17 protein-coding genes are annotated in these 18947 nt (G+C 71.3%); 10 read left to right on the top strand and 7 right to left on the bottom strand.

Annotation, left to right across the window (positions count from 1 at the left end):
- Nucleotides 1-132 precede the first annotated feature (132 nt).
- Together ACG83_RS07150 and ACG83_RS07145 are read left to right on the top strand one after the other, a co-directional pair.
- Complete coding sequence (locus ACG83_RS07150; RefSeq protein ID WP_054565217.1) at nt 133-747, top strand: hypothetical protein; 615 nt, start codon at nt 133-135, stop codon at nt 745-747.
- A 42-nt stretch (nt 748-789) separates the two neighbouring features.
- Nucleotides 790-1530, top strand: coding sequence for a maleylpyruvate isomerase N-terminal domain-containing protein (locus tag ACG83_RS07145; protein WP_054565216.1), 741 nt, complete (start codon nt 790-792; stop codon nt 1528-1530).
- A gap of 12 nt (nt 1531-1542) precedes the next feature.
- Here ACG83_RS07145 and ACG83_RS07140 read toward each other — a convergent pair whose 3' ends face one another.
- Complete coding sequence (locus ACG83_RS07140; protein WP_054565215.1) at nt 1543-2994, bottom strand: hypothetical protein; 1452 nt, start codon at nt 2992-2994, stop codon at nt 1543-1545.
- Between the two features lie 456 nt (nt 2995-3450).
- On the opposite strand from ACG83_RS07140, the gene ACG83_RS07135 reads away from it, so the two are divergent.
- Complete coding sequence (locus ACG83_RS07135; protein WP_054565214.1) at nt 3451-4197, top strand: nucleoside monophosphate kinase; 747 nt, start codon at nt 3451-3453, stop codon at nt 4195-4197.
- Between the two features lie 95 nt (nt 4198-4292).
- Here ACG83_RS07135 and ACG83_RS07130 read toward each other — a convergent pair whose 3' ends face one another.
- Complete coding sequence (locus ACG83_RS07130) at nt 4293-4931, bottom strand: hypothetical protein (RefSeq protein ID WP_054565213.1); 639 nt, start codon at nt 4929-4931, stop codon at nt 4293-4295.
- A 430-nt stretch (nt 4932-5361) separates the two neighbouring features.
- On the opposite strand from ACG83_RS07130, the gene ACG83_RS07125 reads away from it, so the two are divergent.
- Together ACG83_RS07125 and ACG83_RS07120 are read left to right on the top strand one after the other, a co-directional pair.
- The gene (locus ACG83_RS07125; protein ID WP_235497709.1) at nt 5362-5910 is read left to right on the top strand and encodes an NUDIX domain-containing protein; all 549 of its coding nucleotides are present in this window, start codon (nt 5362-5364) and stop codon (nt 5908-5910) included.
- A gap of 10 nt (nt 5911-5920) precedes the next feature.
- Nucleotides 5921-7018, top strand: a complete 1098-nt coding sequence (locus ACG83_RS07120; RefSeq protein ID WP_054565211.1) for a DUF3616 domain-containing protein — start codon at nt 5921-5923, stop codon at nt 7016-7018.
- Nucleotides 7019-7045: 27 nt separating this feature from the next.
- On the opposite strand, the gene sthA is transcribed toward ACG83_RS07120, so the two are convergent.
- The 3 genes from sthA to ACG83_RS07105 form a co-directional block, all read right to left on the bottom strand.
- Nucleotides 7046-8458: a Si-specific NAD(P)(+) transhydrogenase gene (gene sthA, locus ACG83_RS07115; RefSeq protein ID WP_054565496.1), complete on the bottom strand. Its 1413-nt coding sequence runs from the start codon at nt 8456-8458 to the stop codon at nt 7046-7048.
- 554 nt (nt 8459-9012) lie between these two features.
- A complete protein-coding gene (locus ACG83_RS07110; RefSeq protein ID WP_054565495.1) occupies nt 9013-10404 on the bottom strand; it encodes an aspartate ammonia-lyase in 1392 nt (463 codons plus the stop codon).
- Nucleotides 10405-10909: 505 nt separating this feature from the next.
- Nucleotides 10910-11869, bottom strand: coding sequence for a 4-hydroxy-3-methylbut-2-enyl diphosphate reductase (locus tag ACG83_RS07105; RefSeq protein WP_054565210.1), 960 nt, complete (start codon nt 11867-11869; stop codon nt 10910-10912).
- A 121-nt stretch (nt 11870-11990) separates the two neighbouring features.
- Here ACG83_RS07105 and xseA point away from each other — a divergent pair, with 121 nt between their 5' ends.
- Nucleotides 11991-13373, top strand: coding sequence for an exodeoxyribonuclease VII large subunit (xseA, locus tag ACG83_RS07100; RefSeq protein WP_054565209.1), 1383 nt, complete (start codon nt 11991-11993; stop codon nt 13371-13373).
- Nucleotides 13366-13650: an exodeoxyribonuclease VII small subunit gene (locus ACG83_RS42095; protein ID WP_054565208.1), complete on the top strand. Its 285-nt coding sequence runs from the start codon at nt 13366-13368 to the stop codon at nt 13648-13650. Before xseA ends, ACG83_RS42095 begins: the two co-directional genes overlap by 8 nt.
- Before the next feature lie 94 nt (nt 13651-13744).
- Here ACG83_RS42095 and ACG83_RS07090 read toward each other — a convergent pair whose 3' ends face one another.
- Complete coding sequence (locus tag ACG83_RS07090) at nt 13745-14311, bottom strand: Uma2 family endonuclease (RefSeq protein WP_054565207.1); 567 nt, start codon at nt 14309-14311, stop codon at nt 13745-13747.
- Between the two features lie 337 nt (nt 14312-14648).
- Here ACG83_RS07090 and ACG83_RS07085 point away from each other — a divergent pair, with 337 nt between their 5' ends.
- The 3 genes from ACG83_RS07085 to ACG83_RS07075 all read left to right on the top strand — a co-directional run bounded on the left by ACG83_RS07085 (nt 14649) and on the right by ACG83_RS07075 (nt 17625).
- Nucleotides 14649-15242, top strand: coding sequence for a DUF4245 domain-containing protein (locus tag ACG83_RS07085; RefSeq protein WP_076829482.1), 594 nt, complete (start codon nt 14649-14651; stop codon nt 15240-15242).
- A gap of 529 nt (nt 15243-15771) precedes the next feature.
- A complete protein-coding gene (gene glpX / locus ACG83_RS07080) occupies nt 15772-16797 on the top strand; it encodes a class II fructose-bisphosphatase (protein ID WP_198955614.1) in 1026 nt (341 codons plus the stop codon).
- Between the two features lie 9 nt (nt 16798-16806).
- On the top strand, nt 16807-17625 hold the full coding sequence (locus tag ACG83_RS07075) for a sterol desaturase family protein (RefSeq protein WP_235497708.1): 819 nt from the start codon (nt 16807-16809) through the stop codon (nt 17623-17625).
- 55 nt (nt 17626-17680) lie between these two features.
- Here the strand turns inward: ACG83_RS07075 and ACG83_RS07070 are convergent, their stop codons facing one another.
- Nucleotides 17681-18940 carry a glycosyltransferase family 4 protein gene (locus ACG83_RS07070; RefSeq protein ID WP_054565206.1) on the bottom strand — a complete coding sequence of 420 codons (1260 nt, stop codon included), beginning with the start codon at nt 18938-18940 and terminating at the stop codon, nt 17681-17683.
- Between the last annotated feature and the right edge of the window lie 7 nt (nt 18941-18947).

Here is an 18947-nt window from a genome sequence, read left to right as displayed (position 1 = left end):
TTCCTGTGTGCGACTACGGTAGGGGTTGGGTACGACAGGCTTCGCGGTCGGGCGCTTGGAGGGGTCCGCAACGTCCGCGGCTGCCTGCGCGTCTGTCTTGTGCCTGCACACCTCGGCGCGTGGGAGAAAAAGTTGGCTCGCCGTAGTTACGACCTCCATGCAAGTGGTATCGGCTACCGCACACGCGGTAGCGATTTCCGGACGTGGGACCAGCTCAGCCGCCAGGAGCGGAGAACCGGCCTGACGGTGCTCGCCGCGATCGGCGTCGTCGCCGTCGTCGCGGTCTGGCTCCTGGTCGGCGATGAGACCAGCGTCGGTGCCGAAACCGGCGCGGCGGCACCGCCGACCGTCGACGTCAGTGCCGAGCTCGATGCCTGGTACGAGTCGACGGCCACCGAACGTGCCGCCATCGCCAGGGCGGCCACGGACGTCCGGGCCTTCATCACTGCCAACGACGGGCTTTCGTTGCAGCCGGCGTGCGTCACCCTCGGGGAGGCGGCACAGCGGGCGGCGGCGGTGACGGCCGCGCCCGCCCAGGCCGCGCACCAGGCCTGGTCGGATGGCGCCGCCGCCTACACCAGCGCGGCGGCGGTCTGCGGCAACCTGTTCGACGGCACGAAGGAGTCGGTCACCTCCCTGCTGGGGCGGACGACCGCGGCGCTCGACACCGCGGACGGCACCTGGACCAGGCTCGCGGCCGACCTGGGGCAGCCCGCGCAGACTGTCCAGCCGGCCTCGGGCGGGTGACAGTCCGCGACTGCGGCGGCGGATGCTGCGAGACTCCGTGCAATGGATTACCTGGCGAGGCTGGAATCCCATGCGGACGCCCTGCTCGACTCGGCGCTGCGTGATCTGAACGCCGCCGTCCCCGGCTGCCCCGGCTGGGACTGCCGCCGGCTGGTTTCCCATGTCAGCAGGCTGTACACCGTCACCGCGAGGCACCTCCCACGGGGCACGACCGCGGAACCCGAGCGGGTGCCGGCGCCGCCACGAGACGACACCGAGCTCACGGCCTACTACCGCAAGGCCGTAGCGGACGTCCTGGCCGCCATGCGGGACGTCGATCCGGCCACGCCGGCCTGGACGTTCACCGCCCACATCACCCCCGGTCTCGCCTCCTTCTGGCCGCGCCGGCTGGCCAACGAGACCCTCGTGCACGCCTGGGACGCGGCCAGCGCCTTCGGTGAGCCTCCCGAGTTCGTGCCCGAGCAGGCCGCGGACGCGGTCGACGAGGTGCTGACGTTGCTGTTGCCGGCGGCCCGGGTGGTCGGGATCTCGCCCCCTGGCGAGGGCACGGCCCACGTCCACCTCACCGACATCCCCGGTGAGTGGCTGGTGCGGTTCGCCGGCCCGGCCGCGGCGGTGACGACCGAGCATGCGAAGGGTGACGCGGCGCTGCGCGGACCTGCCGGGCCCGTCCTGCTCGCGCTGTGGGGCCGGCTCGATCCGGCCGATCCCGGTCCACGCGGCGGCGGCCTCACCGCCTTCGGCGAGGCCGACCTGCTGCGTGCGCTGCAGTGCGGGCGATAGGGACGCCCGGCGTCAGGAGGCGCCGCCCGTACGGCGGAACAGCGTGGCGGTCGGGGATCCCGCGGTCAGGGTCGCCTTCGCCGGAGTGAACAGGAAGGACTCCTGCGGCAGCCCGTCCGGGTCGAGGAAGAACGCCTGCTCGATGGAGTCGATCTGGACGCTGGCACCGGTGTCGTAGCCCTTGCCGACGACCCGGGTCGCCTGGATGGAGGCGATGTCCTCGGCGACCGTTCCCGGCGGGAGCGCGATCGCGGTCTGGGCGGGAGAGTCCTGCTCAAGGGACCACGCGGGGTACACCTGGTTCGACCGGAAGGTGGTCGGGTTGCCGGACAGCCGCACCCCGACCGAGACCCCGATCCAGGCGTTGTCGGTGTTCGGCTTGCTGGTGGTCTTACGGAGAACCAGGTACAGGTAGGTGCGCGGGTCGGCGATCTGCTCGGTGGACGACGCCTCGGGCGCCTCGGTGACCTTGCCCTCGCGGTTGACCTCCTGGGCCATCACCCAGTACGTCCACGGGTTCTCGTCCATGACGTGTTCGCGGGCCTGGTTGACCGGGTCGAGCGGGTCGCCGACGGCGAGGGAGAACCGCATCTGCCCGTCCGTCTGGTTGCAGATGTTGTTGTTCAGCGTGCAGGTCTGCAGCACCGGATGGGTGCCCTCGACCTTGCCCGTGAACGGCGTGTCCACGTGGTCGGGGCCCTGCACGGTCGCACTGCCGGGCACGGCGTTGCCCGCGGCGTCGACCTCGACCCGGTAGGTCCACTCGATGTCCGTGGTGCGTCCCCACTGGGCCATCAGCGCGGGCGTCGACGTCCCGCCGTCCTCATTGCTCCAGATCATGGAGTAGGTCAGCAGCCGGTGCCCGGAGATCGCTGTCTCCGCCGCCGAGTAGAAGGCGACGAGCGGCGAGTCGGTCAGCGCGTTCTGGTAGGGGCCGGTCGCGGGTGTGCCCGCGAGCAGCGCCGGGTTCGGTGTCGTGCGCCCGTACAGCACCGGGGCGTTGCGGGCCGCGGCGTAGTGGGAGTCACCGGGGGTGATCGTCCGGAAGGCGAACTTGGACAGCTTGGCCTGGGTGGAGCCCTGGGGCGAGCGGTCCGCGGCGAACTGCAGGCGCAGTGCGTGCTCACCGGCGGTGAGACTGCCCAGCGCCAGACTGCGCCTGATCGCGAACGATGCGGGGATCACCAGGTCCGTCGTGTAGTTGCCGTCCACGAACATGGAGACGACCGCGGACTCGGAGCCGACGGTTCCCCAGGAGACCCCGGGCGCCTCGGTGGTGATATCCAGCACGACCTCGCCGGCGGTCGCGACGCTGAACGGGACGGTCGTCTCGGCTGCGCGTTCAAGCACGACCTCGGCCGGCGGGGCGGCGTCCTTGTCGTCGGAACCGCAGGCCGCGAATGTGACGGCAAGCATGGCGACGGCCAGGCCGCCACCGAACAGCCGGCGAAGTTGCCCAGACACCCGATTCCCCTCCGTGTGATCCGGGAGTCCCCACCGCGGCCGCGGCCATGTCCCACTCGTCCCGAATCGTCGCGCAATCCCGCGCGCCTCCATCCTGACGGGTACGTTGCCCTCGGTCGCAGCCGGCTCCCCACGATGGGAGCTGTCGTCCTGGTAGGCACCGTTACGCGGTACGGTCCCGCGCACTCCCAGTAGTCAGGCCGATGTCATCGGCCTGTCACCCCCGGGGGCACCTGGGTGGGGGCGGCCATCCGGGTACCCCCGGCCCCCGGTGATGGCGTGCGCCGATGGCGGCCGGCGGCAGCCGCTGGGAGGGTGGCGGACGTCGCGTCGCCGGGCGGCCGGATACCCAACCGAACGTGCCCGCCGATCACGCGGTCGCGCAAGCGCGTCCGGCATCATTCCTCCAGGGGTGCGTGCCTGGGGACAGCGCCGTCGAGCACGCTGGGAGGCACCGTGCGCAAGTTTGTGATCATGGGTGTCCAGGGAAGCGGCAAGGGCACCCAGGCGAAGCTGATGGCGGACGAGCTCGACCTGGTGCACATCAGCGTCGGCGATGTCTTCCGCTGGAACGTGCAGCACCATACGAAGATCGGTGCGCAGGTCAGGCGGATCGTGGCCAGCGGGCACCTGGTGGGCGACGACCTCGTCGAGTCGGTGGTCCGGGCGCGACTGACCGAGCATGACTGGAACTACGGGTTCATCATCGACGGCTTTCCGCGCAACGCCCGGCAGGCCGAGTTCTTCCTGGAGAGCTACGACATAGACGGGGTCATCTACCTCGACCTCCCCGACGAGGAGGTCGTTCGCCGGGTGCTGGCGCGCCGGCTGTGCTCACGGTGCGGGCTCGACTACAACCTGATCGCGAGCCGCCCGCAGGTCGAGGACACCTGTGACGTCTGCGGGGGAGCGCTGGTGACCCGCTCCGACGACAACCCGGAGGCGTTGGCCGTCCGGCTCTCGGAGTACCACGCGAAGACCCGGCCGGTGATGGACATCTTCCAGCGCAAGGAGCATGTCGCCGTCGTGGATGCCCGGCGATCGGTGCTGGAGGTGCAGGCGGAGATCCGTGAGCACTTCGACCTGCCGTCACCTCGAGCCCTCGCCACCCGGCCCACGGGCCGGGCCGCCGGGCCACCCGTGGACCGGATGAACGGCCAGCCGGGTGACCAGCCGGCCGCGGCTGACCGATCGGCCAGCTGATCCGCCAGCCGGCCGCGCGGTGGCCAGCTCGGCTGGTCGCGGCCGGCCAGTCGGCCAGTCGGCCAGTCGGCCGAGCGGCCGAGCGGCTGGTTCGGTTACTGCTTCTCGAAGAGAACAGTGATCGTGTTCGCGGAGCCGAGAGAGGCGGCCGCGATGGTGCCGGTCACCCCATGCCCCTTGAAAGCCATCGTGTTGGCGATGCCACGGACCTCGGTGTCCGAGGTGATCTCATAACCGGCGGCCGGCAGTGCCTGGCGGTAGAACGTGCGGACCTCGTCCTGGTCCACGCCCCGCATCGTCACCGTGGAGTGGCTGCCGGCGGTGGCCCCGACCTCGACCGTGGCCTTGGGTGGGACCGGGAAGCCCGGCGGGACGTTCGTGCCCTTCAGCGCGTCCGCCCCGGTCGCGGTGTCCACGGTGCCGACGCCGGGCAGCGACGTCGGGACTCCCGTCGGGATGCCGGACGGCAGCAGCGAGGCCAGGCCGGTCGGCAGGGCCGTGGGCAGGCCGGACGGCGCGCCGTCGGGCAGCGAGGCCGGCACCGACGGAGTGGGTAGGTCGTCGAGGCCGTCGCCGCCGCCACAGCCGGCGAGCGCGACGGCGGCGGCAGCGGCAGCTCCCGCGGCGAGCAGCCGGGTGCCGCGGCGGCCCCGCTCCGTGGTCCGGTCGCCCGATCCATCGCCGTCCACGGGCCCGACGACTCGCCGGACCCGGGTGCGGGTGAAGTGGTGCATGCCCGGTCGCCCCCTCTCACGATCGGCACGTGGTGTTGGCCGCGACCTGTCGGCGCGGCCCGCTGTGCACAAGATCGGCCGAAGGACACCCTAACGGGGCATCGTCGTGGCTTCTCCCGGCCTGTCACCAATGCGACCACTCACGGCATTCAGTGGCCTCCGGTCGGCATCGGCGGCATCGGGGGGCGCGCGGTCGGGGCCGCGCCCTTTCCGTCGCCGACTGGATCTGTGGCGCCCCTGACCGTGGGTCGCGGAAATGGAAAAGGGTCACTGATCGGCAGGCCGGTCGGTCATCGCTTTTTGCTCCGATATGTCCTGATGTGCGCTCATTGTTGGCGCGTGGTGGCGGCGGCTGCGCGTGGACGGATCCGCGGGTGCGCCCCGGCGATGCGCCGTCATCCGGGGTGTCTTGTGGCTGTACGTTCCTTTTGTGACGGTCACGAACAACGCGGTGATCGGTATGGCTCTGAAGTACATCGAGGCGAATCCGCAGGAGCGTGACCTGCTGCGCTCCTTGATCGTGCTGGCGTTGCACGGGCCGCCGATCGTCACTGCCACCACCACCCCGGCCCATGTGACCTGCAGTGTGGCCCTCGTCTCCGCCGACGGCCGGGTGCTGCACACCAGAGCCGGCGGGAGGTCCTGGAAGCTGCCCGGTGGTCACGTCGACGGGGCGGACCAGTCGCTGCTCGGCGCCGCGCTGCGCCACCTGGCGGCCCAGGCCGAGGTCGAGGCGAACGGGCTGATCCCGGCAAGCGTGCTGCCGGTCGATGTCACGCCGCACCCCGTCGATGCGGTGCCGACCCGGGACGAGCCGGAACATGTTCACTACGAGGCCACATTCCTGCTGCGTGCCGCCGACGGAGCTCTGGAACAGCCCGCCTCCCGGCAGAGCTCCCGGCGGTGGGTGAGCATCGCCGACGTGCGAGGCAAGCTGGGTGACAAACTCAGGTCGGAGGCGGCCCGCTCCCGCGTCTGACGGAGGCTCAGTGGACACGATTCCGATCCGATTCGTCGACGATCACCTGGTGATCGACATTGCGGAGTCGCTGTCAACGGTGCGCTCCGACGGGCGGCACCTGTGGCTCGGCGGCGACGAGACCGTGACGATCGAGCGCGTCACCCTCGCCGCGGCCGGCGATGCCTTCGAGGAGCACGTGAGCTTCCCGGTCGGCGACTTCCTGCCGCTGCCCGAGCCGGCCGACGAGGACGGTGTCGTGCCGGAGATCGACATCGAGGGCCTGGATCTCGCCGGCGGGTACCTGTGGTTCACCGGATCGCATGCCAGAACCCGCAAGAGAGTACGGGCGGACCACGCCACCGAAGCCGCCCTCGCCCGGCTCGCCAAGATCAGCAACAACGGCAACCGTCATATCGTCGGACGAATTCCGGTCATGAGTACACCGGACGGGCCGGTGCTGGTCGCATCGGCGCCGGACCCGGCCCACCCCGGCGAGATGCTGACCGCGGCCGCCCTGGGCCTGAGCAAGAGCACCCGGCTCACCCGCGAGCTGCGGGAGGACCCGCACCTGGGCCCCTTCCTACGGATCCCGAGCAAGGACAACGGCCTGGACATCGAAGGCCTTGCCGTCGTCGGCGAGCGGATCTACCTGGGGCTGCGGGGTCCGGTGCTGCGCGGCTGGGCGGTCGTCCTGGAGCTGAGGGCCGCCGGGGCCGACGGCCAGAACCTGGTGCTCGCCCCGTTCGACGACGGTGCCGTCTATCGCAAGCACTTCCTCGACCTCGGCGGCCTCGGTGTGCGCGACCTGATGGCGGACGGCGAGGATCTCCTGCTCCTGGCCGGCCCGACGATGGACCTCGACGGCCCCGTCCGGATCCACGCCTGGCGCGGCGCCGCGCGGGCCGAGACGTCCGTCGTGGTGCGTGACGGGGCGATCGAGAAGGTGCTCGACGTCCCCTACGGCGACGGTGTGGACCACGCCGAGGGCATCACGCTGATGCCGGATCCCGCCGGCTTCGGGCGGCATGCCGTGCTCGTCGTCTACGACAGCCCCGCCGCGCACCGCAGACAGCACCGCCACGAGATCCTCGCGGACATCCTTCCGCTCCCGGCCGCCTGCCGCTGAACCGGCGGCAGGCGGCCGACGGGCCGGCTACCGCCCCGAGATGCGAGCCACCGCCCGCATCTTGTTCATCGCGTCGAGCGCCGCGACCTTGTACGACTCCGCGAGGGTCGGGTAGTTGAACACGGTGTCGACGAGGTAGTTGACCGTCCCGCCGCACCCCATCACGGCCTGCCCGATGTGGACCAGCTCGGTGGCGTGCGTACCGAACACGTGGATCCCAAGCAGCCGGCCGTCCTCCGGGCTGACCAGGAGCTTCAGCATCCCGTAGGAGTCGCCGAGGATCGCGCCGCGGGCGAGCTCGCGGTATCGGGCGATGCCCACCTCGAACGGCACCGCACGTTCGGTCAGCTCGTCCTCGGTGCTCCCCACGTAGGAGATCTCGGGGATCGTGTAGATGCCGATCGGCATCAGCTCGGCCCGCATCCCGGTGGTCGGCTCGCCGCAGGCCGCGTAGGCGGCGAGCCGGCCCTGCTCCATGGACGTCGCCGCCAGGGCCGGGAAGCCGATGACGTCACCGACCGCGTAGATGTGGTCGACCTCGGTCCGGAAGTCCGGGCCGACCAGGATGCGGCCGCGGTTGTCCGCGGAGAGCCCGGCGTTGCGCAGCTGGAGAACCTCGGTGAGGCCCTGCCGGCCGGCGGAGTACATGACCGTGTCGGCCGGGATCTTCTTGCCGCTTTCCAGCAGGGTGAGCGTGCCGCCGTTGTGGCGCTCGACGGACACCACGGATTCCCGGAACCGAAAGGTCACCGCGAGATCACGCAGCTGGTACTTCAGCGCCTCGATGATCTCAAGGTCGCAGAAGTCGAGCATCCGGTCGCGCCGCTCGACCACCGTGACCTTGGTGCCCAGGGCGGCGAACATCGAGGCGTACTCGATGCCGATCACACCTGCGCCGACCACGACCATCGAGCCGGGAATGCGGTCGAGATCGAGGATCTGGTCGCTGTCGACGACCGTGCGGCCGTCGAAGTCGACCGAGTCGGGCCGCGCCGGCCTCGTCCCGGTCGCAATGATGATCTTCGTTGCGCGGACCTGCCGCTCCTCGACCCCGCCCGGGCTGCGGACGCTGACGGTGTGGGGGTCGATGAAGGTCGCGAGACCCGAGAGGACCTGGACCCGGTTGCGGGTGAGCTGACTGCGGATCACATCGATCTCACGGCCGATCACATGCTGCGTCCGCGCGGAGAGGTCCGAGACGGTGATCTCGTCCTTGAGTCGGTAGCTCTGCCCGTACACCTCGCGCTGAGCCAGCCCGGTCAGGTACATGACCGCTTCGCGCAGGGTCTTGGACGGGATGGTGCCCGTGTTGATGCAGACGCCGCCGATCATGTCCCGCTTGTCGACGACCGCGACGCTGCGCCCGAGCTTGGCCGCGGCGATGGCGGCCTTCTGCCCGCCGGGCCCGGAACCGATGACAAGGACATCGACCTCATGCACGTCGTTTCCCCCTGTCATTTATCGTGTCACGCCGAGGCTATCCGCCAGATCGACCGGGAACACCCACTACTCGGTGTTGTTACGTCTTTTTCCCGGTCACTTCCTCGCATCGTCACATCTGCGACGCCGGGTCGGACGTCCGTGTCGATGGACACATACAGCCACAAGGTGGATGCGGTTGGTCCGCTGGTGCCCACCCGGGTGAGTGCCCCGGCTGCTGGCTCCCGGCTGCGCGGCAGCTACGGCTGCGGCTGCCACGGCCACGGCTGCGGCTGCGGCTGCGGGGCAGCCGGCCTGCGCACCTGCAGCGGCGGCGGCCCACCGGGCTGCGATGCCCCGTGGAAAATTCCTGGCGCGGGGGCCGTAACGAAAGTTCCGGTGCCTCGTTGGACCTGTCGCAGGGGGTCGCGGGAGTCGTGGAGGCTGGCTGGGGGGTCTTCCACGGCTTCCGCGGCGGGGTGCCGAACCGTCAGGGGGGCGGGTACGGCATGAGGGACCCGGCTCGCCTGGTGGTCCAGGGAGCCGGGTCCACCCGAGCCCGGGCTACAGATGCCTCACGGGTGCGTCATCGACAGCACGTCGAGGGCCGCGTCGAGCTCGGCCTCGGACAGCTTGCCCGCCTGGATGTAGCCGCGCTCCAGCACGACCTCGCGGATGGTCTTCTCCTCCGCCAGGGACTGCTTGGCGACCTTCGCGGCCTCCTCGTAGCCGATGTACTTGTTCAGCGGCGTCACGATCGACGGCGAGGACTCGGCGTACCGCCGGCAGCGCTCCTCGTCCGCCGCGATGCCGTCGATGCACCGGTCCGCGAACAGCCGGCTGATCGTCGACAGGATGTGGATCGACTCCAGCACGTTGCGCGCGATGACCGGCAGCATCACGTTCAGCTCGAAGTTGCCTGCCGAGCCGCCGAAGGCCACCGCGGCGTCGTTGCCGACGACCTGCGCGACCACCTGGCAGACCGCCTCCGGGATGACCGGGTTGACCTTGCCCGGCATGATCGACGAACCGGGCTGCAGGTCGGGCAGCCGGATCTCGCCCAGCCCGGCCCGCGGGCCCGAGGAGGCCCAGCGCAGGTCGTTCGAGATCTTGTAAAGCGAGATCGCGATCACCCGCAGCACACCGGACGCCTCGACGAGCCCGTCCCGCGAGGCCTGCGCCTCGAAGTGGTTACGGGCCTCGGTCAGCGGCAGCCCCGTCGTCGCCGCGAGCTCCGCGATGACCGCGGCGGAGAAGCCGGGCGGCGTGTTGATTCCGGTGCCGACCGCGGTGCCGCCCAGTGGGAGCTCGCCGACCCGGGGCAGCGCGGCGTTCAGCCGCTCGATGCCGAGGCGGACCGCCGCCGCGTAGCCGCCGAACTCCTGGCCGAGGGTCACCGGGGTCGCGTCCATCAGGTGGGTGCGCCCGGACTTGACCACGCCGGCGAACGCCTCCGCCTTGCGCTCCAGCGAGACCGCGAGGTGGTCGAGCGCGGGAACCAGCTCGTGCACGATGCCCTGCGTGGCTGCCACGTGGATCGACGACGGGAAGACGTCGTTGGACGACTGCGAGGCGTTCACGTGGTCGTTCGGGTGGACGGGGCGCCCGAGCCGGTCCGAGGCGAGCGACGCCAGGACCTCGTTGGTGTTCATGTTGGAGGAGGTGCCGCTGCCGGTCTGGAAGACGTCGAGCGGGAACTGGTCGTCCCAGTCACCGCGGGCCACCTCGCCGGCGGCTTCGGTGATCGCCGCGGCCACGTCGCCGTCGAGTACTCCGAGCTTGGCGTTCACGGTCGCGGCCGCCGCCTTGATCCGGGCGAGCGCCGCGATGTGGGCGCGGGAGATCCGCTGGCCGGAGACGGGGAAGTTCTCGACTGCCCGCTGCGTCTGCGCACGCCATTTCGCCGAGGCCGGCACCCGCACGTCACCCATGCTGTCGTGCTCGATGCGGTATTCCTGCTCGCTCATGCGCCGATCTCCCGAGATGTCGTCAACATTGACCTGGCCGGTCGCCGGCGCGACCACCCGCGAAGGACATCCGCGGCGCTGGCCAGCTAGTGAGCCTTTTCCGTCGTCGACCCGTACCTGCGGCAGCCCCCGGCCGTGGACCGTGAGATGGAGAAGGCTCACTGCCGACCCTAGGACATGAGGAGCTTCCGTCGCCGGGGCCGAGGTCATGGCGGATGCTCGTCACACCCGCCGTACGGGGCGCTGGGCAGGCCGGACGGTGCCCCGCCACACCCGGCGGCGCAGCGTGGTCATGCCCGGCGGTGCAGCGTGCCGCGCCGGCCGCGCCGGTGGGACTGGTGGCACGTTCGTGGGCGTCGGGCCCGCAAAAGAGAGGCGCCGGGTTCGGCGCGACCGCAACGACTTGTGCGGTCGCGCCGAACCCGGCGCGAAGTTTCGAACCGATGCTCCGAGCGCCGGTTCGGGATATCCCTCGGCCCGTGTGGGCTTCGGGTTACTGCGGGCCTCAGCCCGCGGCCCGCTCCTTGGCCCGGATGTCCCGCCGGAGCTCCGGCGGGAGAGCGAACAGCAGGTGCTCGTCGGCGGAGGTGACCTCCTCGACGTCGTTGAACCCGCGCTCCGCCAGCCACGCCATGACGCCCGTGACCAGCTCCTCGGGCACCGACGCCCCGCTCGTCACCCCGACCGTCTCGACGTCGTCGAGCCAGCTCTCGTCCACCTCGGTGGAGTCGTCCACCAGGAAGGACTTCGGTGCCCCCGCGTCCAGGGCGACCTCGACGAGCCGGACCGAGTTCGACGAGTTCGGCGAGCCGACGACGATCAGGAGGTCGACCTTCTCGGCGATCTCCTTGACTGCCACCTGACGGTTCTGGGTGGCATAGCAGATGTCGGAGTTCGGTGGACCCTGCAGATGCGGGAAGCGCTCGCGCAGAGCGTTCACCGTGGTCATGGTCTCGTCGACGGACAGTGTCGTCTGCGAGAGGAACGCGACCCGCTTCGGGTCCCGGACCTTCACCGCAGCCGCGTCCTCCGGACCGTCCACGAGATGAATGCGGTCCGGCGCCTGGCCAGTGGTGCCCACCACCTCCTCGTGGCCCTCATGACCGATCAGGAGGATGTCAAGATCCTCCTTGGCGAACCGGCGAGCCTCGGAGTGCACCTTGGTGACAAGGGGGCACGTCGCGTCGATGGTGCGGAGCTGACGCGAGGCTGCCTCCTCGTGGACCGTCGGTGCCACGCCGTGCGCCGAGAACACCACCGTGGCGCCTACCGGCACCTCGTCGGTCTCTTCAACGAAGATCGCGCCCTTAGCTTCCAGCGTCTTGACGACGTGGGCGTTGTGCACGATCTGCTTGCGTACATACACCGGCGACCCGTACAGATCGAGTGCCTTCTCGACGGTCTGGACCGCGCGATCGACACCCGCGCAGTAGCCGCGCGGCTTGGCCAACAGGACCCGCCCCATGTCGCAGCAGTCTACGCGGGTGCCGCTCGGCGCCAAGGGCCGCCGAGCGGAGCATCACCGGATGCGAACATCGTCCGAGCCATGATGACCTTGCGGGCCCGGTGGGTCGTACGGTGCGTGGATGGCCCTGACGTCGACGCCCGACGAACCGCTCCCGGTGCGGACGATCTCCCGGGCGATGGGTGACTGGATCTCCCGGTTGGGGCGGGTCTGGGTTGAAGGTCAGGTCACGGAGATCTCCCGCCGGCCCGGCATGGGGACCGTTTTCATGACTCTGCGTGACTCCGTGGCGGACGTCTCCCTGCGGGTCACCTGCCCCCGCGCGGTGTGCGACGCGGTCGGTCCGGGGCTGGTCGACGGTGCCCGGGTCGTGGTGTGGGCCAAGCCGTCCTTCCATGCGGGTAGGGGCACGTTGGCCCTTGCGGTCACGGAGATTCGGCCACTCGGTGCGGGCGCCCTGCTGGCCCGCCTGGAGCGGCTGAAGGCGACGCTGGCGGCCGAGGGGCTGTTCGCGGCGAGCCGCAAGAAGCGGCCGCCGTTCCTGCCCGGAGTCGTCGGGCTGATTACCGGCCGTGCATCCGCGGCCGAGCGGGACGTCGTCGAGAACGCGCGCCGCCGGTGGCCGGCCGTGCGCATCGAGCTACGCGAGGTGGCCGTCCAGGGGCCGCTGGCGGTGAGCCAGATCATCGACGCACTGGCCGAACTGGACGCCGACGGCGCCGTCGAGGTGATCGTCATCGCCCGCGGCGGCGGCTCCCTGGAAGATCTTCTACCGTTCTCGGACGAGGCCCTCCTTCGTGCCGTTGTCGCGGCCCGGACACCGGTGGTGTCGGCAATCGGACACGAGCAGGACACACCTCTGCTCGACTTCGTGGCCGATGTCCGGGCCTCCACCCCGACGGACGCGGCCAAGCGGGTGGTCCCCGACGTCGCCGAGCAGGCCGCCGGAGTGGACGCGCTGCGTGGGCGGGCCCGCCGCGTTCTCACCCACCGGCTCGACATCGAGGCCCGCCGCCTCGCCGACCTGCGGGGTCGTCCCGTGCTGGCGGCGCCGCTGCGCGAGATCGAGCACCGGGAGCAGGCAGTCGAAACCCTGCGCTCGCGGTCGCGACGCTGCGTTCTGCACGCGGTGGAGGTCGCCGAGCGTGACCTGGCACACGCCGCGGCCCGGATGCGCGCGCTGTCGCCGGCCGCGACGCTGGACCGCGGCTACGCCCTGGTCCAGCGGGCCGACGGCCTCGTCGTCCGGTCACCGGCCGAGGTGACCGGCGGCGAGCGGCTGGTGGTGAGGGTCGCGGGCGGTACCTTCGCCGCCAGCGTGGCCGCCACACCGGCCGTCGCCGCCGCACCCGCCACTGTGGATGACGTCGATCCGGATGCCGCCGCTGTGGATGACGCGGAGGCCACGCGGGCGCGCGTGGTCGGCGTAGGCGGTGTGAGTACCCAGACAACCAGCGGGGGATCCGCCGGCACGGGGCAGGGACATGGAGACCACGATGACTGATCTTGAACCGACGCCGACAGCGGGCGCGGCCGATGCCGGTCAGCCCGGCGCCGGCCGGCCCACCGCGCGTGCGTCGCACGAGGATGGTTCCGAGGTCACCTACGAGGCGGCGCGCGCGGAGCTGGAGGAAGTGGTCCGCAGGCTGGAGGCCGGCGGGTGCTCGTTGGAGGAGTCGCTGACACTCTGGGAGCGCGGCGAGGAGCTCGCGTCGCTGTGTCAGCGCCTGCTGGACGGCGCCCGGTCCCGACTCGCGGCGAACCCGCTCGGGCCGGCGTGAAGGCCCCGGCGAGGGCCGGAGCCGCCTGACCTCCCGGTTCCGCTCGTCAGACGGTGCCGCTCGTCAGAACTCGAACTGGGTGGCCATGCTGCTGCTACGGCCGGGTGAGGTCGATCTTCACGGGGAAGGGCGCGGCGGCTTCGACCACGCCCGCGTGAACATCGCCAACCCGGTAGGTCCGCGCGGCCAGATCGAGCAGGTAGGTGTGGACGAGTGGGACACCGGCCGCGGACTGCTCGATCCGCCAGTAGAACGGGATGCCGGCCCCTGCGTACTGCTCCGGCTTGAAGACGCGGTCGGTGGTTTCCGAGCCCGGCGACACGACCTCACCCACCAGCAGGATGTGCTCCGGGCGCATCGGCGCGGCACCGACCGCGCTCGCTCGGTACACGACGATGTCGGGCCGGCGGACGGTGAGCGGCACGTCGTGAAGCCGAACATCGAAGTCGAGATCGGCGAACCACTCAGGCGCCCCGGCGGCCTCCAACGCGACAGCCACCTTCTTGGCGAGCCGGTTGTGCTGGAGGGACGCGCTCGGGACCATGACGACCATCCCGTCCACGATCTCGATGCCCTGGGCCTGCTCCTCGGAAAGCGAGTCGTACAGCTCAGCGGTGATCTGCTGGTGCATCCAGGCGGGCGGGACGCTCTCTGCGGTCACGACGCACCTCCGTGACTTGACCCCGGCTGATCTGACCCCGGCTGATCTGGATCCAGACCCGATTCCCCAGTGCAAGCGTAGCGTGCCAGTCGGGTGCCTCCGGGTGATGTGACCCTCTCCGACCGTGACCTCCGTGCGGTCGCGCGGAGCGCGCCGGCGCGAGTTCTCGTGTGGCGGCTCCGGGGCGGTGCCGGCTGTAACACGTTGGGTGGATCCGGCGGAGGTGGCAGGGGCGGGTCGGGCCGTAGGGTCAGGTGGCGGGGTTGCAGGTGACGGCCCCCGGCGCGGTCAGCTCTGGTCGCGCCGGTCCGGCGGTCGGAACTGGAAGATTGAGGGCGTGGCGCGTCAACGCGGTCAGGAAACAATTCGGGACATGGTGCTGTCGCTCGCGGTGGTGCTGGCGGGGGTCGCCGTCTTCTTCGTCTTCGTGATGCCGCACGGCGACGACGAACCCGACGTCGCCGTGGTCGAGGACATCGAGGCCACGCTCAGCGCGTACGCGCGCCAGGCGCCGTACCCTGCCTCGGCGCCGGCGGGTCTGCCGGAGGTCTTCAAGCCCACCACCGTCCGGGTGACGCTGCCCTCCGGCGGAACCAGTGACGGGGACAACACCCGGATCACCATCGGCTATGTCGTGGACCGGCCGGATGACCGGACCTTCGCTCGGTTCCTGCAGAGCAACGCCCCCGACGCGGTGCAGGCCATCCTCGGCGACCGCCCCATCACGGGCTCGGTGGACGTCGCCGGCCAGACCTGGGACGAACGGCGTGACAGTGACGGCCACCTGGCGCTGACCCGGGTTGACACCGGCGGCGTGACGTCGATCGTCGACGACGGCGGCGGCCCAGGTGGGGCGGAACAGGCCGATCTGGCGACCGTCGCCGCCGCGCTGCGCCCGATCGACGTCAACGCGGTCTCGGGCGCGGCCTGACCCACCGGGGCGTCTGCCGCAGCCGGTGACTGCCGCAGCCGGTGACTGACGTGGCCGGTGACTGACGTGGCCTGGCGCGTGCCGGTGGCGCTGTGCCTCTGCGGGTGGCCCGGTGCCTGCCGCAACCCGGCGTGGGCCGCGGCGCCCCCCCGCGGCCCGCGGCCCACGCGGCTCCGGGGGCACCCCCGAAACGCGGATTGACCAGAAACGACCGCGGGTGGCCGTCACGCCCCCTCCGCGTGACGGCCACCCGTATCAACCTGTTTGACGCGGGTCGTCCACCGAAGGTTGCGCGGCCTCCGAAGATTTTTTCTGGCGGCTCCGTCGCCGCTCTGTGATCCCTTGCCGGGGCGGCCGACCAAGATCCATGGATGGGCCGTGCCACTGGCGTCGGGCCTCTGAGCGGGCCGGACCCGTCCGGCTGACCAGGGTGCCGCACCGGAGCGTGACGGTGACGTGCCGTCGGTGGTGATGGGAGCCAGGCAACTCTCGGCGGCACGCGGGGCGGCGGCGAACTACGCTCCATCACGTGGCTGCCGAGACCGCTTCCGTACCTGTATCCCTCGCCGTCGAAGGCCAGGCGCCAGACCGAAACCTGGCACTGGAGCTGGTCCGGGTGACCGAGGCCGCCGCGCTGGCCGCTGCCCGCTGGGTCGGGCGCGGTGACAAGAACGGCGCCGACCAGGCCGCTGTCGACGCCATGCGCCGGCTCGTCGGGACGGTGTCGATGCGCGGCGTCGTCGTGATCGGCGAGGGGGAGAAGGACGAGGCCCCCATGCTGTACAACGGCGAGGAGGTGGGTTCCGGCGAGGGGCCGGAATGTGATGTCGCCGTCGACCCGGTGGACGGCACGACCCTGACCTCCAAGGGCATGAACAACGCGGTTTCGGTGATGGCGGTCAGCGAGCGCGGCTCGATGTACGACGCCAGCGCCTGCTTCTACATGGAGAAGCTCGTCACCGGGCCGGAGGCGGCCAGCGTCGTCGACATCGATGCCCCGGTGGAGGACAACATTCGCGCGGTCGCGAAGGCGAAGGGCATCCTGCCGCGCGACGTGACGGTCGTGGTGCTCGACCGCCCGCGGCACACCGAACTCGTGGACAAGATCCGGGCAGCGGGCGCCCGGGTGAAGCTCATCTCGGATGGTGACGTGGCCGGCGCGGTCATGGCCGCCACCGAGGACACCGGCGTCGACCTGCTGCTGGGGATCGGCGGCACCCCGGAGGGGATCATCGCGGCCTGCGCGGTGACGTGTGTCGGGGGCGTGATCCAGGGCCGCCTGTGGCCGCGGGACGACGCCGAACGGGCGAAGGTCGTCGCCGCCGGCCACGACCCGGGCCGGGTCCTGCACACCCGTGACCTGGTCAGCAGCGAGAACGTCTTCTTCGTGGCGACCGGAATCACCGACGGCGAGCTGCTCGCGGGTGTGCGCTACCGCCCGGGTGGCGCGAGCACCTCGTCGCTGGTCATGCGGTCCCGCTCCGGCACCATCCGGCGGGTCGACAGCCAGCACCAGCTGACCAAGCTGCAGGCCTACTCGACCGTTCCGTTCTGATGAGTCGCCATGGCTGAGCTGGCACTCGCCCGGTTCGTCCCGCCCGCGGCGGCGGGCCGGCGGCTACCCGGTGTACCCGGCGCCGCCGCGGTGCGCCGCGCGGTGACCCGTCTCGACCGTCCCGGCCCGCACGGGAGCGCGGCCGACGTGACGACGTTGCCCGAGGCGCTGCGGCGGTTCCTGGCGCATCCACGCCCACCGGTGCTGCTGGGTGCCGTCGGCGCCGTCGCGGCGGTCAGGTACGTGCGCGGCCCGCTGCGCCGGCGCGATGCCGTCACCGCGGCGGCCTGCCTGGGCGCGCAGCCGTTCGTCGAGTGGGCGGTTCATCGGTGCCTGCTGCACGCCCGGCCGGGCGGGGCGCTGGGTTCGATCGGCTACCAGTTGGCCGGCTACGGCCACGAGCAGCATCACCGTGACCCCGCCAACCTGGACACGATGTTCCTGCGTCCGCGGGAGGTGACGGCCGGCGCGGCAGCGGCGGTGGCGGTCGCGGCGCTGGCCCCGCCGACCGCCGGGACGGTGGCGGTCTGCCTGGGCCTCGGCGCGTTGGCCTACGACTGGACGCATTTCCTGATCCACACCTCGATCCGGCCGTCGAGCCGCTACTACCGGCGGGTGTGGCGCGGGCATCGCCTGCACCACTACCGCAACGAGGGGTACTGGCTCGGCGTGACGAGCCCGGTCGCCGACCTGGTCCTGGGGACGGCACCGGGGCGCGACGAGGTTCCCGTCTCGCCGACGGCGACCGGCGCCATCAGCCGCGGCGCCGCACGCCGTGCACCGCGGCCCGCCCCGGTGCCCCTGCACAGCCTCGCCCGGCCGGCCTGACCTGGCTCCTCGACCGGCTCGTCTCACCCGCCGATCACGAATTGCCTGGCTGCTGCTACTGCAGTCCCGCCGCGGGCTGGTGGCGGTTTTGACGTCGTGGCGCTGAGGCGCGGCTGTGGCCGCGCGGGCGTCGGTGCCGGAAACCGGCCTGGCTGGTGAGGCCGACGAGAATCCCGGTCAGCGAGTCGGCCTGGGCGGCGAGGGTGTGCTGGGCGACGACGTTGGCTCGGGCCCGGGCTCGTAGCAGGTCGGCGAGCGTGCCGTTGTCGAGCACCTGGGCGATCTTGTCGCTGAGGTCGGCGATGTCGTCCGGGCGGGCGATCAGCCCGGTGGCCTGGTCGGTCACGATCTCCGGCACTCCCGTTGACGGGAAGCAGACCACGGGCCGTCCGCAGGCCTGCGCCTCCAGCACACAGCGCGGAAGCCCTTCGAGGCTGGACGTGAGAACCAGGACGTCACTGGCCCGCAGCAGGTCGCCGACGTCGGTCCGGGGCCCCAGAAAGACCACACGGCCGTCGAGCAGCTCAGCACCCAGCCGCCGAGGCGAGGTCGGTGAACTCGGATCCGTGCTGGGCGCGCCCGCGACAGCCAGCCGGGTCGACGCCAGGTGCTGGGGGAGCGCGGCCACGGCGCGGATCACCGCGTTGATTCCCGAACGCTGGTCGAGCCGGGACACGACCAGGACCAACGGCGCCGTCGGGTCGGTGGACAGGCTCGCCCGCACCGCGGGGTCCACCGGACCGGGGCGCAGCCGGTCGGTGTCGACACCGCTGCGGACGACCACAGTCCTCCCGGCCGCCCAGGGTGGCAGGGAGGACGCGACCGCGTCGCTGACCGCCACGGACCCGGCGGCGGCGCGCACCACCGCCCCTCGTAGCCGACCGACCAGATCCGGGTCGTTCTCCTCATGGAGGACGAGAAGGGCCGGTCGTCGGCACGCGGCCGCAGCCAGGACGGCGGCCAGGTGGGACCAGTGGCTGTTGGCCTGCAGGACGTCAACGTCGAGGCGCCGCGCGAGCTGTGCGGCGCGGGCAGCGGTGGCCACGGTCCGCCCGGTCTCCCGGGCGGTCAGAGCGCGGTCGCGGGGTCGGTCCGGATGGCGCAGAGTTCGGCTCAATGGCCCCGGAAGCGTGGCGTGTTCCCGACCCGCGGCCTGCCAGGCGGCCGCGGCCGGGCTGCCGGGCGGAGTGGCCAGGATCTGCTCGACGCCGCGCCGCTCCAGCAACGGCGCCATCCGAAGGACGAAACGCTGGGATTCCCAGAGCCCCGCCCCCTGCTCGATGACGAGGACCCGCGTGACCGGCTGCTTGTCCACCCTTACG

This window comes from Frankia sp. R43, assembly GCF_001306465.1.
Taxonomy (GTDB): Bacteria; Actinomycetota; Actinomycetes; order Frankiales; family Frankiaceae; genus Parafrankia; species Parafrankia irregularis.
The sequence above is the reverse complement of the archived record's forward strand: the minus strand, read 5'-3'. Positions and strand labels throughout refer to the sequence as shown.